The sequence below is a fragment of the Hyphomicrobium sp. genome, assembly GCF_036833075.1.
Taxonomy (GTDB): Bacteria; Pseudomonadota; Alphaproteobacteria; order Rhizobiales; family Hyphomicrobiaceae; genus Hyphomicrobium_C.
In genome coordinates this window covers 1-14410 of sequence record NZ_DAITQL010000038.1, presented here as the reverse complement: position 1 = coordinate 14410, position 14410 = coordinate 1, and the positions used below count along the sequence as shown (strand labels likewise).

The 14410-nt window shown below is 62.3% G+C and carries 13 protein-coding genes; 2 read left to right on the top strand and 11 right to left on the bottom strand.

The annotated features are described in order from the left end of the window. Nucleotides 1-9 precede the first annotated feature (9 nt). The 4 genes from V7082_RS12335 to V7082_RS12320 are packed head-to-tail and all read right to left on the bottom strand — an operon-like array spanning nucleotide 10 to nucleotide 3704. Nucleotides 10-1221: a DegT/DnrJ/EryC1/StrS family aminotransferase gene (locus tag V7082_RS12335; protein WP_334148941.1), complete on the bottom strand. Its 1212-nt coding sequence runs from the start codon at nucleotides 1219-1221 to the stop codon at nucleotides 10-12. A gap of 2 nt (nucleotides 1222-1223) precedes the next feature. Beyond that, the gene (locus V7082_RS12330; protein WP_334148939.1) at nucleotides 1224-1883 is read right to left on the bottom strand and encodes an acetyltransferase; all 660 of its coding nucleotides are present in this window, start codon (nucleotides 1881-1883) and stop codon (nucleotides 1224-1226) included. Next, nucleotides 1876-2484 (bottom strand): sugar transferase, encoded by a 609-nt coding sequence (locus tag V7082_RS12325; protein WP_334148937.1) that lies wholly within the window; start codon nucleotides 2482-2484, stop codon nucleotides 1876-1878. Before V7082_RS12325 ends, V7082_RS12330 begins: the two co-directional genes overlap by 8 nt. Continuing rightward, on the bottom strand, nucleotides 2481-3704 hold the full coding sequence (locus tag V7082_RS12320; RefSeq protein ID WP_334148934.1) for a glycosyltransferase family 4 protein: 1224 nt from the start codon (nucleotides 3702-3704) through the stop codon (nucleotides 2481-2483). Before V7082_RS12320 ends, V7082_RS12325 begins: the two co-directional genes overlap by 4 nt. A 138-nt stretch (nucleotides 3705-3842) precedes the next feature. Here V7082_RS12320 and V7082_RS12315 point away from each other — a divergent pair, with 138 nt between their 5' ends. Then, a complete protein-coding gene (locus V7082_RS12315; protein WP_334148932.1) occupies nucleotides 3843-5195 on the top strand; it encodes a DUF2793 domain-containing protein in 1353 nt (450 codons plus the stop codon). 15 nt (nucleotides 5196-5210) lie between these two features. Here the strand turns inward: V7082_RS12315 and V7082_RS12310 are convergent, their stop codons facing one another. Genes V7082_RS12310 through V7082_RS12280 form a run of 7 tightly spaced genes read right to left on the bottom strand, consistent with a single transcriptional unit; the run spans nucleotide 5211 to nucleotide 12730 of the window. Next, nucleotides 5211-5783, bottom strand: a complete 573-nt coding sequence (locus V7082_RS12310) for an acyltransferase (protein ID WP_334148931.1) — start codon at nucleotides 5781-5783, stop codon at nucleotides 5211-5213. A gap of 60 nt (nucleotides 5784-5843) precedes the next feature. Beyond that, entirely contained in the window at nucleotides 5844-6914 is a 1071-nt protein-coding gene (gene wecB, locus V7082_RS12305) for a non-hydrolyzing UDP-N-acetylglucosamine 2-epimerase (protein WP_334148930.1), read from the bottom strand. Continuing rightward, nucleotides 6911-8062, bottom strand: coding sequence for a glycosyltransferase (locus V7082_RS12300; protein WP_334148928.1), 1152 nt, complete (start codon nucleotides 8060-8062; stop codon nucleotides 6911-6913). Before V7082_RS12300 ends, wecB begins: the two co-directional genes overlap by 4 nt. Next, a complete protein-coding gene (locus V7082_RS12295; protein ID WP_334148926.1) occupies nucleotides 8059-9435 on the bottom strand; it encodes an O-antigen ligase family protein in 1377 nt (458 codons plus the stop codon). The genes V7082_RS12300 and V7082_RS12295 overlap by 4 nt, the downstream gene beginning before the upstream one ends. Then, nucleotides 9410-10645 carry a glycosyltransferase family 4 protein gene (locus tag V7082_RS12290; RefSeq protein ID WP_334148924.1) on the bottom strand — a complete coding sequence of 412 codons (1236 nt, stop codon included), beginning with the start codon at nucleotides 10643-10645 and terminating at the stop codon, nucleotides 9410-9412. Before V7082_RS12290 ends, V7082_RS12295 begins: the two co-directional genes overlap by 26 nt. A 1-nt stretch (nucleotide 10646) precedes the next feature. Beyond that, nucleotides 10647-11186 carry a DapH/DapD/GlmU-related protein gene (locus tag V7082_RS12285; protein WP_334148922.1) on the bottom strand — a complete coding sequence of 180 codons (540 nt, stop codon included), beginning with the start codon at nucleotides 11184-11186 and terminating at the stop codon, nucleotides 10647-10649. Between the two features lie 38 nt (nucleotides 11187-11224). Beyond that, nucleotides 11225-12730, bottom strand: coding sequence for a lipopolysaccharide biosynthesis protein (locus V7082_RS12280; RefSeq protein ID WP_334148920.1), 1506 nt, complete (start codon nucleotides 12728-12730; stop codon nucleotides 11225-11227). A 301-nt stretch (nucleotides 12731-13031) separates the two neighbouring features. On the opposite strand from V7082_RS12280, the gene V7082_RS12275 reads away from it, so the two are divergent. Then, entirely contained in the window at nucleotides 13032-14060 is a 1029-nt protein-coding gene (locus tag V7082_RS12275) for an NAD-dependent epimerase (protein ID WP_334148918.1), read from the top strand. Nucleotides 14061-14410: the final 350 nt, after the last annotated feature.

Genomic DNA, 14410 nt, shown 5'->3' with positions numbered 1-14410 from the left:
CGATCCGGATCAGGACCGGCGCGCCGCCGCCGCTGTCACGTCCGCAGCAACGCGGGCTGCAAGCTCCATCTCGGCCTGCGTGAGAGTCGGGTGCACGAGGAACATGAGGCTCGTCTCGCCGAGCTCATGGGCGACAGGGAGAGCCTGCTCCGGCCTCCAGGGCGTTTCATCGAACGCGCGCTCGAGATAGACCTCCGAGCAGGAGCCTTGATAGCACGGGACGCCCCGCGCCGTGATCTCGGCGACGATCCGATCCCGGCTCCACCCCTCCGCCAGATTGTCCGGCACCACATAGGCGTAGAACTTGTAGTAAGCGTGGCGCGAGCCCGCGCCCCTCTCGGGAGGGGCGGAAAGAGCTGGCAGGCGCACCGCGCCACCCGCTCCCGCAAACGGGGCGAGCGCCTCGGAGAGGATCGCGGCATTCGTCTCGCGCCGGGCCGTCCAGTCCGGCATGCGTCCGAGCTGGATCCGCCCGAGCGCTGCCTGTATCTCGGTCATGCGCCAGTTCGTGCCGAAGCTTTCGTGCAGCCAGCGGAAGCCCGGCGGATGCTTGCGCTCGTAGACCGCCTCCCAGCTCTTGCCGTGATCCTTGAACGACCACATGCGCGACCACACTTCCCGGTCGTCGGTCGTCACCATGCCGCCTTCGCCGCCGGTGGTGATGATCTTGTCCTGACAGAACGACCAGGCGCCGACATGGCCGATCGTGCCGACGGAGCGGCCCTTGTAGCGGGCGCCATGGGCCTGGGCGCAATCCTCGATCACTTTGAGATCATGGCGCTCGGCAAGAGCCATGATCGGATCCATGTCGCAGGGCCAGCCTGCCAGATGCACGGGGATCACGGCCCTGGTGCGCGAGGTGAGTACGGTGGCGATCGTCTCCGCGGTGATGTTTCCGCTGTCGCGATCGACATCGGCGAAGACCGGCGTCGCCCCGGCGTTGACGACGCTGGAGACGGAGGCGAGGAAGGTGCGCGGCGTGACCACGACCTCGTCGCCCGGTCCGATGCCGAGGCCCTTCAACGCCAGATCGAGTGCGAGCGTGCCGTTGCCGAGCGCGATGGCGTGGCTGGATCCGGCCCATTCGGCAAACTCCCGCTCGAAGGCGCGGCACTCCTGGCCGGTCCAGTAGTTCACCTTGTTGGATCGCAGGACGGCGGCGACGGCTTCGACCTCCTCCTCGGAAAAGGACGGCCAGGGGGAGAAGGGGGTGTTGAGCATCGTCAATCCTTGGCCATACGGCGTGCCGGGTTTCCCACGACGACCTCGCCTGCCATCACATCCTTTGTAACGACGGCGCCCATACCAACGACCGCTCCCTTCCCGACCACAAGAGGCTTTCCGGGACGGCCCTGCTTCAGGATGGCACCAGTGCCGATATACGCATGATCCTCTATAATGATATTCCCGTTGCATTTGACCCCGGGGGCAAACGTAACGAAATCGCCAATGACGCAATCATGTGCGACATAGCTGTAAATATTCGCGTGAAAATAGCACCCGATCCTGATGTTCGAAGTCAGCATGGAAAAAGGCGACAGAATTGCTCCCTCGCCAACTTCGACATCATCCAACACAACGCTATTCGCAGCTTGAATCGCCCAGGATTCTAGTCCGTCGGCCTCACATTGATTGGCTAGGCGCTCACGAATCTTCGAATCCGCGATAGCGAGCGCAACAAGGCGTCGCGCAGCCGGAAGTCGAACAAATTCGGCGTATGTCAGCACTCGCTGCCCGTTAACAATGGGCGATCGTGGTTTGTCATCGACGAAATAGATATCTTCTATGGCGGCGCCCCGCTTTGTTGCCTCGCTTCGTGCAAAGGCCATAGTTTCGCGACCGAAACCACTTGCGCCATATATGGCGAAGATCGCTTCAGACATCGGATTTTCCCTTCCGATCCCCAGTATAGCGCGGCATTGTCGCTTCACCTTCAGCCGAAATTCCACTTCGGTTGAAAACCTTGCCAGGGGTGAGAACGAGGATATTCAAATCCAGCCAAAATGATTGATTATCCACGTACCATATATCCAAGGCGAACTTCTCTTCCCACGACAGAGCATTGCGCCCGTTGATCTGCGCCCAGCCGGTCAATCCAGGTCTTACATCATGACGGCGAGCCTGCTCTGCCGAGTAGTAGGGTAGATATTCCATCAGAAGCGGGCGCGGGCCGACGAGGCTCATTTCGCCCTTCAGCACATTCCAGAGCTCCGGCAATTCGTCGAGGCTGGTGGAGCGCAGGAAACGTCCGAACGGCGTCAGACGCTCCGCATCCGGTAAAAGCCGTCCCTCGCCATCCCGCGTATCGGTCATGGTGCGAAATTTCAGCATCTTGAACGGCCGGGCGTCCTTGCCGGGCCGGAGCTGGCGAAACAGCACCGGGCTGCCGAGCTTCCAGCGCACGAGCAAGGCGATCATCGCGATGAACGGCGACAACACGGCAAGCGCCGCTGCCGCGACCACGACATCGAATACGCGCTTCATCGTGACCTCAAGCTGTCGTCCAGCACGGAAGCGAGCCGCGCCGCGAGGCCACGCATATCGTAGTTGTCCTCCAGATGTCGGCGTCCCGCGGCCCCCATCCGGGCACGCTCGTCGGAAGGAAGCGACGCGAGGGCAAGGATGGCATCGGCAAGCGCCTGCGGATTTTCCGGCGCGACGGTCAGTCCCGCGCCAGCCTCAGCAATGGGATTGTTTGGCGACGTGCAACAGAACAACACCGGGCGCCCCGCTGCCAGGAAATCGAAGAGTTTGTTCGAGCTTATTCCGTACTTGAACACCGGTGCATCGATCAAATTGAAGACAAATGCATCAGCCTGCGCGGCAAGATCGGGGATCTGGCTCTTGGGCACGGGATCCTCGAACCGGACATTCGTCAATCCCTCCTCTCGTGCCTTCGCCACGAGCGTCGATTTCAACGGCCCATCGCCGATCAGACGAAGCACGATGTTCTGGCCAGCAGGATCAGCCCCGACGCGCTGCATCGCAGCCAGCAGATTCTCGAGTCCGTTGGCGCCGCCATGTGCGCCGAAATACATCAGGGTGAAAGCACCATCAGGCTGGCGCGGGGGTCGTGTCGGAAAATTCTCGACATCCACGCCGTTCGGGATCCAGACGATCTTCTCCAGCGATATTCCGAGCGGCTCGATATAATCATGCGCTTTCGGGAGCAGCACGATAATGCGCGCTGCGTCCCGGTAGAGCGATTTTTCGAGCGCGCGGAGCGCGACCGCCGCCGGGTGCCTCTGCGAGAGGCGGCCCATGTCGATCAGCGTCTGCGGCCACAGGTCGCGCACCTCGAAGATGAAGGGAACGCCGAAGCGTCTGGCCAATTTGCGTCCCGCCCAGGCGGCAAACGGATGGACGCTGGATCCAATGATGGCGTCGGGCGCGTCGAGACCGGAAAGGTTCTTCCGTCGCAGGACCGCACGCGTGTAGTCGAGCATATTGCCGACGCGATCCCCTCCGTTGCCCGCGTAGGCTCGAGCTCCAAGCCAAAGGAACGGCACGCCATCGTAGTCCTGAAGACGCGACGTTTCCCCTCCCCCCAGCCTTTGAGTCCCGGCCGCATGATCCGTGCTGGCCGCGATGATCGTGGCTTTCCAACCATAGTGCGGAAGATGCCGTGCCAGAGAGTAGTGGCGCGTGCCCCCGACGCCCCCCGGCTCCTGGGCATAGTGATTCAATATCCAGATGTGCTTCATGGGCTGATCGTGCCGGTTGCTCATAGGGAACAGATAAGCCGTCGCTTTTGGTGCACCGCAACTCGTCGTAGGATTTATCCCCCCTCCTAGACATCCGACAATACTCGCGCAAGGCATCTTTCATGCAGGCCCCGCGCGATGGACAACACGGCGAATTTATCCCTCCCCTACATCATGCCCGCCCAGGCGCAGAAGCACGTCACCCACAATGAGGCGCTGCGCGCGCTCGACGCGCTTGTCCAACTGGCGGTCATCGATCGCGACCTTACGGCTGCGCCCGATGCCCCTGAGGACGGCGACCGTTACATCGTCGCGGCCAGCGCCACCGGCGTATGGAGCGGAAAGGACACTCAGGTCGCGGTGTGGCAGGACGGAGGCTGGACGTTCCTCGAGCCGGGGCCCGGCTGGCTTTGCTTCGTCATGGACGAGAATGTCCTGGTCTTCTGGACCGGCGCGCAATGGGAAGACGTGGCAAGCGCACTCGGCGCCCTGCAGAACCTTTCGCTTTTCGGCGTCGGCACGACGGCCGACACCGAGAACCGCTTCGCGGCCAAGCTCAACAAAGCGCTGTGGGCGGCGCTGACCACCGGCGAGGGCGGCAGCGGCGATCTTCGCTATACGATGAACAAGCAGGCCGCGGGGCACGTGCTGTCGCTGCTGCTGCAATCGAACTGGTCGGGCCGCGCCGAGATCGGATTGATCGGAGCCGACGATCTCTCGATGAAGGTGAGCCCCGACGGGACGAACTGGACGGAGGCGCTGAAGGTCGACCGCAATACCGGCAGGGTGACGATGCCGAAGACCAACCTCCTCACCGATTTTGCCGTCAGCCTGCTCCCCGACAGCGGCCGCTTCGCCGGAAATGCAGCCGTTGGAACGACCGTCAGCGCATACAGCTTTCCATCGTATTTTACGCTCTACAACGGCACTACGACGGCGAGCGCCGGAAAATACATGACCGACAATACGGACTATGGCGGCGCAGGCGGGTCTCTCCCGGCGCATGCCAAAGCCTTGATCGACGTGATCCGGGCTCCGGCCATGCGCCGATACGGCGTGGAATTCTTCCTGGCAGAACTCACCAAAGGCGCTGGCACGGCCTCGTCTCCCGTCGTGAATGGCGGTGTCTCCTACTACACGGCGGCGTTTCTCGCCTTCGGCCCCCGCGCTCCGCGCATGACGTTCCACGTGTACCTGCGCGCCCTGAACCGCCTCGTTTATCGATGGAACCCGGAGCAGACCATCATCAAGAACGGCGTGGCGTACACGACGCACGTGCCGATCGATCCGACCGAGGGATGGGTTTCGATCACCGTGTGGGACGAGCAGAACCCGTACAACAATAGCGGTTACAGTCCGACCCCATTCACCCTTGCCATGGCATCGGCCGGCGACAAATGCCTCGTCGCGTGTCCGGCCTTGATGGGCGGCATCACCCAGGTCGACGACAATGTCGGGGTGATCGCGGGACTCAACAGGTGGTTGCCGTGACGGGTGCAGCCCCGCTCAGTCGGCCACGGGCCGCAGCGCGCCGTCCTCCTCGGCGTAGCGCTCGCCCGTCCGCGGACAGGTGAGCGTCTCGTCCAGGATCTCGCCGGCGCGCGAGACCCAGCCGATGCGTCGTGCCGGCACACCCACCATCAGCGCATAGGCGGGGACATCCTTCGTCACCACCGCGCCGGCGCCGATCATGCAGTATTCGCCGAGCTCATGGCCGCAGACGATGGTGGCGTTGGCGCCGATGGTGGCGCCGCGGCGCACGCGGGTGGCGCGGAACTCGTCCTTGCGCTCGATCTCGGCGCGCGGGTTCAGCACGTTGGTGAACACGCAGGACGGGCCGCAGAACACGCCCTGTTCCAGCGCGACCCCCTTGTAGAGCGAGACGTTGTTCTGGATCTTGCAATGGTCGCCGATCGTGACATCCGGCCCGGCTACGACGTTCTGGCCGATGGAGACGTTGCGGCCGATGCGGGTGCGCGGAAGGATATGGCTGAAATGCCAGATCTTCGTCCCCTCCCCCAGCTCGACGCCATCGTCGACATAGGCGCTCTCGTGGACGAACGGCGGATTGGCAGTCATGCAAGCTCTCCTATGGAGGCGGGTTCAGGCTGGGGGCGCACGCCCGGCGCGGTTTCCGTTTTACCGGGTCAAGAGGCCAGCAATGGTTTCGGCCGCTTTGCCGTCGCCATAGGGTTGGGCGTCTTTCCCGCTGCTGCCGACCGCCTGCAGTATCGCCTCGGCCATTCCTACGCTCGACGGCGGCGCCAGATGGTTCCAACCGAGGTCGACGAGCTCCACCCACTCGGTCTCGTCGCGCAGCGTGACGCAGGGCACTTTGTAGAAGAAGGCTTCCTTCTGGACGCCACCGGAATCGGTGGCAATGGCCGCTGCCTGCGATTCCAGCGCGACCATATCGAGATAACCGACCGGTGGCACCGTGCGCACACGCGCAAAGGTGAGGCCCAGAGCCGTCATGCGCGCCTGGGTGCGCGGATGAAGCGGCAAAATCACGGAAAGGCTTGCCGCCACGGTCTCGAGGGCCGAGACGATCGCGGAAAGACGCGCGGGGTCATCGGTGTTTTCCGCGCGGTGAACGGTCGCGAGCACGTAGCGACCGGGCTCCACACCGAGGGTCGCGAGAAGGCCGGCACGCTCGGCCGCACGCTCCGCAAATTGCAGGGCGGCATCATACATCACGTCGCCCACCGGGAAGATTCGCTCAGGGGCAATGCCCTCATGCCTGAGGTTGTGGACCGCCGTTTCCGTCGAGGCAAACAGCATATCGGAAAGCTGATCCGCAACGATGCGGTTGATTTCCTCCGGCATAGCGCGGTTGAAGGAGCGCAGACCCGCCTCGACATGAGCGACGGGAATGTGCAGCTTGGCCGCGACGAGCGCGCCGGCCAGCGTCGAGTTGGTGTCGCCATAGATGAGGACGCGGTCAGGCCGCAGTTCCTGCAGCACCGGCTCCAGCTTTTGCAGCATCGCCCCGGTCATGATGCCATGGCCGCCACCATGGATGTCGAGATTATGATCCGGGGCGTCGATGCCGAGCTCCTCGAAAAAAATGTCGGACATGCCGGCGTCGTGATGCTGGCCGGTGTGAACCAACACCTCATTGGCCGCACCCGTGGCGGCAAGCGCCTTGCTCACCGGCGCGACCTTGATGAATTGCGGCCGTGCGCCGACGATGGTGGCAATGGTTTTCATTGCGATCTCGTTCCTTTCGAGCCCGCGATCACGCGCGCATATAGATCGATCATCTGCTGGACGTTTCTCTGCCACTCATAGAGGGACACCACGCGGCGGCGCGCGGCCTCGCCCATCCGCTGCCGCAGGTCGGCGTCGAGCACCAGCGTCCGTAACGCCTCGGCGGCAGCCTGCGGGTTCTCACGTGGGACGACAATCCCGGTCTCGCCATCGGCCACCACCTCGGGCAGCCCGCCGGCATCGGACACGACGACCGGCACCCCACAGGCGCCCGCCTCGATAATGGCAACGCCGAAACTCTCTTGGCGGCTGAGTGCCACGTAGACATCCAGCGCCTGCAGCGCCGCGGGCACGGCCGCGTGCGGCACACGCGGGATGAACTCCGTGACTCCACCGATCCCAAGTTCGCCCGCTCGTCTTACCAGCTCGTCCCTTTGCGGCCCGTCTCCGACAATCCGCAACTTGAGACGTCCGGCGACCTGGGGGGCCTCACGCTGAAGGCGATGGGCCAGACGCGCGAAACTCTCGACGAGCACATCGATTCCGTAAAGGGGCTTGAGTGTCTTGACCGTTCCGATGACGATGGGTGCGTCGGGCGCGGCCGATCTCTCAGAGCGGGACAGAAAGCGATCTGTTTCCACGCCGAATGGTGTGATGGCAATCTCGCCGAGAGCCGGCGCAACACGTCGTGTTTCCTCAGCCATCGCGCGGCTGGTGCTGGCCACATGCGTGGCGGCCATGAGGTTGCCGCGCAGCCACCAGCGATGCAGCGCAGACTTGCGTGGGAAATCGTAGACATCGCTGCCCCAGACGGACAGCAGCGTCGGCGTGAAGCCGGCAAGCCGCGCCGTTGTGCCATAGCCGGAGGCGTAATGCGCGTTGACGAGATCGGGCTTCTCCTCCGCCAGCACCCGTTTCAGCGCGCGTGCATTGAGGAAATAGCCGATATTTCCCGAAAAGGGCAAAAGCCGCAGTTTCACTGCCTCTGACACTGGCTCCTCCGGCTCGTGCTGTGTCACAAGCACGACCCTCGCTCCAGCTCCGGAAAGAGCGTTGATCCAGCGGATCGTGTGGATGCTGGAACCGCCGCCGAGAAAAACCACCTTCATGCCGGTGGCTGGTGATGGTGCGCAAACGCCGAGCGTCATATCGCTGCCCTCGTTCGCAGAGGCTGCGTGCGCACGGGTTTGTACCCTGTCACAGCGAGCCGGCGTTCGACCGCGATGGTCGCGATCGCCATGCCCACCATCATCCACATCGGTAGCATGTAGATGGTGGATGAGGGCCCGATAGCACTCGGAATGAACCCGACGAATCCGACAAAGAACGCTCTGGCGTAGTAGAGCAATCGTGGCGACGATGCCCGGCGCGCAACCTGGAACAGCCGCCAGAGCAGCGACAGGTACCATGCTCCGAAGACAAACGCGTATCCGATGCCGCCGTCGACCAGAAGCTCGACCCAGAAATTGTGCATCGACGTCAGTTTTCCTGGCTGATCGGGCGACTGTTCTTGCACAGTCTGGCTTCCCCCCGCGCCAACCCCTAAACCATAGGAGTCTCGCAACGCTCCCAATCCGTTCATGATCAGTTGGACGCGCGCACCGGTCGAGGTCATTTTTTGATCTTCCGCACCCTCAGAAAGGCCGACAACCAGATCCCTCATAGCCACGCCGATCGAACCCACTTCGGCGACCCGCGGGATTTCACTTTCCTTCATGATCTCGACGAGACCCGCGCCGAGGCTTCCTGCCACGACAACGACCGTGATCGTCAGTAAACGTGCTGCGTAACTCGCATAGAGAATCAGACTCAACAAGAGCACCATCACGTACGCAATCATCGCAGCGCGAGCGCCAGCCATATAGACAACGAACAAGATTGAAAGTGCCCCGGCGAGCTTCACGCTCCATCGCCGATGGAGGAGGAAGAACGGCAAGATGAGCACAAGGAACGAAGCCAGATTGTTGGGGTTCCCGAAAAATCCGGTCGGCATAGAAAGAATGTACTCGATAGCAGTACCACCAAACTGACTGAGGTCACTTGGCGTCCTGCCGAAATATGTCTGATAGGGTGAGAAGGCGGAGAACGGCAGCCGGATGAGGCGCGCCCCCTCGAGAACCGTCAGAAGTATCTCGATCGAAAACGCGATCGCGAGAAAACGGAACGCTGCCTGCAGCCGCGGCTCCGTATCGCAGATGCGGATGGTGTAGAACACCGTGAGCGCAGCCATTATCACATAGGCGCAATAGCGCAGAGCGTAAGCCGTGTTCTCCGCCCATAGGATGGACAACACGTACCAGCCGACGAAGAAGCAGAAGAACGCAACGTCCCACCGGACAGCGCGGGGGATCGAAAACGCCTTCCCGGCCAGCAGGTGGAGCACTGAACGCGTCAGCTTCGCGGCGAGCACGAGATGAAACAAATAGACGATCGAGTAGGATGCCGCCGGTCCTAGGACGACGGAGAGAAGAAACGCGCGGTCGAGCGGAGCGAGTTTAGCTTTCGAGGAGGCGCTCGACATGTGTCACTTCTTCCGTCATCCGCTCGCTCCACGTCCATAGTCTTTCACGCGCAAGCGTGCGCACCCCTTCGCACAGCATCTCCCGCGCGGCCTCGTCGTGGATCAATCGGGCGATGTCGCGCCCGGCTGCCTCGGCGACTTCGTGCGACGGATCGTAGATCAACCCGTTCTCCATGTGCCTGATCCAGCTTCCGGTGTCGCCGTTGTTCAGCGTCACAACAATTTTCTCCATGCGTATCGCTTCGAGAAGAGGATTGCCAACATTCGAGAGGTCATACATGGAGATGAAAAAATCGGCACAGTTCATATAATTGAATACATCCGACTGTGGAACGGCGCCGACAAATATGATGCGGTCGGATACACCGAGATCGGCAGCCATCGTCTCCAACTTCTCGCGCTCGGTTCCGCCGCCGACAATGACATAGACGAAATCCGCGCCCTGGCGTTTCAATGCAGCGGCTATGGCGATGCCCCGGTCGATGCGCTTCCAACCTTCCAGACGAGAGACCGACAGCAGCATCGCCGTCGCCGCTCCGATACCGAGCCTTGCCCGGAACTCGTCACGTGCCGCCAGGTTTGTGAAAATGTCGGTGCCGTTCACCCAGAATTTAAGCTTGTCCGCGACCGGCGACCGCAGCATGGCCATGGCACGGTCCCCTCTCGTCCCGTCATCGGTCATGATCGCCAGATCGCTTCTCGTGCGAAGCGCGACGATCTGATCCAAATTCGCCAAAAGCTGTGCGATCCGCCTCTGCTCCAGAATCTGCGTGAGCCATGTGCCCTGGAAGCGGGTTACGCTCTTCGCTTTTCCTGATCTCCGGAACAAACGCAGCAGCCGAAGCGCGAGCACGCCGTGCACCTCGTAGCCGTAGACGACATCGACCGGCTTCTGCCGCAGCGCGTGCGCGCCGCGGCGCGCAAGTTGAACGATCACCCAAAAACCCGCAAGCCTCGTCCAGAAATAAAGCGGCCATCTGCCTTTCGCTGCATTCCGTGCTCCGGCAAGCGGCCACGAGAACCGCTCGATCTGCACCCCTTTCGGATTGATCTCGTCTTCGTACGAATAATTGCCCCGGTGAGAGGTGTCGCGCGCAACGATGTAGCGGACATCCCATGCGGCAGCAGCATAAGCCTCCGGCGTCTTGCGAAGCACCTGGATCGACTTTTCCTTGAAGTCAAGGGCGGACAGAAACAGCACCGATTTCATTTCATAGTTCCGATATGCGCTTTGCCGGGTTTCCCGCAATGATCTGGTGGCCATCGGGAAACGACTTCGTCACGACCGAGCCCGCGCCGACAACCGTTCCTGGCCCCAATGTAACTCCGGGAAGAATGACGGCATTCATCCCGATCCAGCATCCGGAGCCAATTACGATATCTTTCCCCGGAAGCGTTCGCTCTGGATTTCCCGGATCATGATTCGCCGTGATCAATCCGACATTCGGGGCTATAAAACAACCGTCGCCTATGTGGATCTTTGCTGCGTAATTTTGGTAATATACCCCTCCGCTTTGGAAGTTATTGAGATTGTCCTCTCCAAGAATAAGATTATCGAAATTCGAAATGCTCGACGTGGGGTTAATAGGGATGGGGATTCCCCTGTTGAATCCGAGCACCTTTTGGAACCATATCCCCTTGACGACCCAAAGCCAGCCGATTTTACGCTGATCGAACCACTTCCCCTTCAAATACCTCCGATCGAAGAAAAAGCCCGCAACAAAGGATACGATATAGACCAGTATCTGCATGTGCCTCTTGCTCAAAACTCGCGCAGGGCTCCTGGCGATCAGCCTCTCAGGCCTGCTCTCAGCACGAACCAAGCCCATACCCCGACGAGGAGCACGACAGTCGCGTATCTGACCGCAGACATGTCCCCAGGCACGATCATCGAAATGGCCAGGCACGCGCCCGCCAGGAATGCAGGTTTCCATACCACACGCGCCATATCGCGTAGGGACAGATTGACGGCCATGCCCACGGCCACCGTATAGCCGGCATACCCCATCGCGCTCGCAATGGAAAACGCTACGAGAGCGACAGTCTGTGAATTATGCAAGGTTCCAACCAGTAACGCCGAAACGCGCAAAATCAGCAGCACCGCCTGCAGTACGGTATTCAGCCTTTGCGCCTCGATCCCGATCAAGACGACCGAAAGCGGCGAGCAGATGAACTGCCAGCCGACCCAGGTTGCCGTCCACGCAACGACCGGCGCGGCGGATGCCCATTCCGTGCCGAACAGAACCGGCACGACATCCGCGGCAGCGACCGTGACAACCGCGAATGGCAACAGGGAGACCATCGCCAGGATGCCAATCAGCTGCAACACCAGCGGTCCGCTTTCGCCACGCCGGTTCGCCTCCACGATGCGTGGCAGCAGGGCTTGGGAAACCGACTTGCCGACAAGGCCGAGCGGTGCCGAGAGCAGGCGATAGGCGAGCGCATAGTAGCCAGCCAGCACCGGTGAGAACAGCGTGGCGAACAAGAGCACCGGCGCCTGGCTGCCGGCGATGTTGAGCAGCCCGGCCCAACTGTCATAGAGCGGGAACTTGCGATACCGCTTGGCCGCCCACGCGAGACCGCGTCGGCGCACACGGCCGCCCGACGCGCGATTGTCGGCGATCATGCCGGCGGCAAGACGGGCGCAGCCGGCGCCCTGCCCGATGATCTGTCCGACGATCAACCCGACCGTGCCGAACCCCGCCAAACCAAGGGCCAATTGGCTCGTGGTCCCGGCCACGCCCTGCTGAATGCGCGTGCGGGCGATCGCGCCGAATTTGGATTTGCGAACGGCCCAATAATTCACGACCTGATAGCAGCCTGCGGTCGCGACCCCCACCACGACCAAAACGGAGAAGACCCAAGCCGACAGGCCCGTCTCCTGCCCCAGCCAGGAGGACATCAGGGGCGCCGCAATTCCCGACACCGCGACGACCGCGATCAACGCGATCAACGCCACCATCGCGACGTGGAGTGCCGCGCGATCGCTCCGGGGCAACGGAATCGCCAGCTCGTACCGGAACGTCGCGATGACGACGATCAGCCCGACGAGGCCTGCATAGACGGCCGCAGCGCCATATTCTCCGGGCGTATAAAGACGCGTGAGCAGAGGAAGGGCAGCCAGAACCACGAGCTGGCTGAATGCCGTGGCGCCGGTGAGCGTGGCAACGTTCCGCGCAAAGCCGTCTTTTGGGAGATAGCGTCGAAAAAATTCAATCACTTGAACTCCCATGCCGGCTATCTGGCAGGCTACGTTCTCTGCCCGCGCGCATCGGCGCCGCTTCGCATGCAGCACCGAGCATAACCTGCGTGAGCCCCACCTCGTGAGACATTGCGGCGCTCTTCCAACGAAGATGAGAAGCGCTCTCGAGCTGGACGCCGAGGAGGCCCCCCCGAACGTCTGTGCTGATGCGGCCTCCGCTCCCCCGTGTCAAGGCACGGCGGAGCAGGAGACGCGCGGTGGCAAGGAGCAACCGCCCCAGGCATTGCGCATGACCCTATGAGCGTCGCCCGGCAAGTCCCGGCGCCCTTGCGGCGGCAAGGCGCGCATGATTAGTGGCGCCGAGAGGCTGCGGCGCAAGGAACGAGACGCCCCCATGAAAGTTCTGGAGACGGGCCACGCCGGTTTCATCGGCTTCCATCTTGCCAAGCGCCTCCTGGAGCGCGGCTACGTGGTCGTGGGCTTCGACGTGGTCAACGACTATTACGATCCCGCGCTCAAGGAGGCCCGCCTCGCGAGTCTCGGGGAAACGGCCCGCACCCACGGCGGCCGAGACAGCTATCATTGCATTCGCGCCAACCTGGCCGACCGCGCCGCTGTCGAGGCCTGCTTCACGGCGCACAAGCCGGACCGCGTCATCAACCTGGCCGCGCAGCCCGGCGTCCGCTACAGCCTCGTCAACCCGCACGCCTACGTGGAAAGCAATCTCATCGCCTTCACGAACCTCCTCGAAGCCTGCCGCCATCACGAGACCGCCCATCTCACCTACGCCAGCACCTCGTCGGTGTATGGCGCCAATACGGCCATGCCGTTCTCTGAGCACGATGGTGCCAACCATCCGCTGCAGTTCTATGCCGCCACCAAGCGTGCCAACGAGTTGATGGCCCACAGCTACAGTCATCTCTTCAAACTGCCGACTACGGGGCTGCGCTTCTTCACGGTTTACGGTCCGTGGGGCCGCCCCGACATGGCGCCCTATCTCTTCACCAAGGCGATCCTGGCGGGTGAGCCCATCAAGGTTTTCAATAACGGTCATCACGCCCGGGATTTCACGTTCGTCTCCGACATCGTCGAAGGCGTCATCCGGGCCAGCGACCAGATCGCGACCCCCAATCCAAGCTGGACCAGCGACACGCCGGATCCTGCCACGAGCCGTGCGCCGTATCGCATCTTCAACATCGGCAACAACGCGCCGGTGGAGCTCGATACCTTCATTCACGCCATCGAGGAGGCGTGCGGGAAAAAGGCGATCCGCGAGCTGATGCCGATGCAGCCGGGCGATGTTCCCTCCACCTTTGCCGATGTCTCGGCGCTCGAAACGGCTGTCGGCTACAAGCCGGCAACATCCGTCAAAGACGGCGTTGACGCGTTCGTGGCCTGGTACCGCGCGTACCACAACGTTTGATGAGAGGGGCGAGGCGTTTGGCCGGGCTGGCCGGTGACCCGGCATCCCGGGTCGGAGATCCCCGAGGTGGAGCGTGACGCCGGGGCTCGGCGCTGCCCAGGAGACGGCGGAGCTCGCGGCGGGCCGACGGAAGAATGCCCCTTGGGACGCCGGGTCCAGGCGCCGCACGGAAGCCTCTTGCGCTTCGCTCAGACACCGATTAGTAGTTGCGGCCTTGCCATGCCCCGGACGGCGCGTGCCGACCGATGGCTTTTCTCGTCCATGCGGGCTCGCATGTGACGCCAGAGCGGCAGAATGCGCCCGTAGCTCAGCTGGATAGAGCACCAGACTACGAATCTGGGGGTCAGAGG

Excerpts from the sequence above, each read along its gene's own strand:
- V7082_RS12335 (WP_334148941.1), bottom strand. The coding sequence starts at position 1,221 with ATGCTCAACACCCCCTTCTCCCCCTGGCCGTCCTTTTCCGAGGAGGAG.
- V7082_RS12330 (WP_334148939.1), bottom strand. The coding sequence starts at position 1,883 with ATGTCTGAAGCGATCTTCGCCATATATGGCGCAAGTGGTTTCGGTCGC.
- V7082_RS12325 (WP_334148937.1), bottom strand. The coding sequence starts at position 2,484 with ATGAAGCGCGTATTCGATGTCGTGGTCGCGGCAGCGGCGCTTGCCGTG.
- V7082_RS12320 (WP_334148934.1), bottom strand. The coding sequence starts at position 3,704 with ATGAAGCACATCTGGATATTGAATCACTATGCCCAGGAGCCGGGGGGC.
- V7082_RS12315 (WP_334148932.1), top strand. The coding sequence starts at position 3,843 with ATGGACAACACGGCGAATTTATCCCTCCCCTACATCATGCCCGCCCAG.
- V7082_RS12310 (WP_334148931.1), bottom strand. The coding sequence starts at position 5,783 with ATGACTGCCAATCCGCCGTTCGTCCACGAGAGCGCCTATGTCGACGAT.
- wecB (WP_334148930.1), bottom strand. The coding sequence starts at position 6,914 with ATGAAAACCATTGCCACCATCGTCGGCGCACGGCCGCAATTCATCAAG.
- V7082_RS12300 (WP_334148928.1), bottom strand. The coding sequence starts at position 8,062 with ATGACGCTCGGCGTTTGCGCACCATCACCAGCCACCGGCATGAAGGTG.
- V7082_RS12295 (WP_334148926.1), bottom strand. The coding sequence starts at position 9,435 with ATGTCGAGCGCCTCCTCGAAAGCTAAACTCGCTCCGCTCGACCGCGCG.
- V7082_RS12290 (WP_334148924.1), bottom strand. The coding sequence starts at position 10,645 with ATGAAATCGGTGCTGTTTCTGTCCGCCCTTGACTTCAAGGAAAAGTCG.
- V7082_RS12285 (WP_334148922.1), bottom strand. The coding sequence starts at position 11,186 with ATGCAGATACTGGTCTATATCGTATCCTTTGTTGCGGGCTTTTTCTTC.
- V7082_RS12275 (WP_334148918.1), top strand. The coding sequence starts at position 13,032 with ATGAAAGTTCTGGAGACGGGCCACGCCGGTTTCATCGGCTTCCATCTT.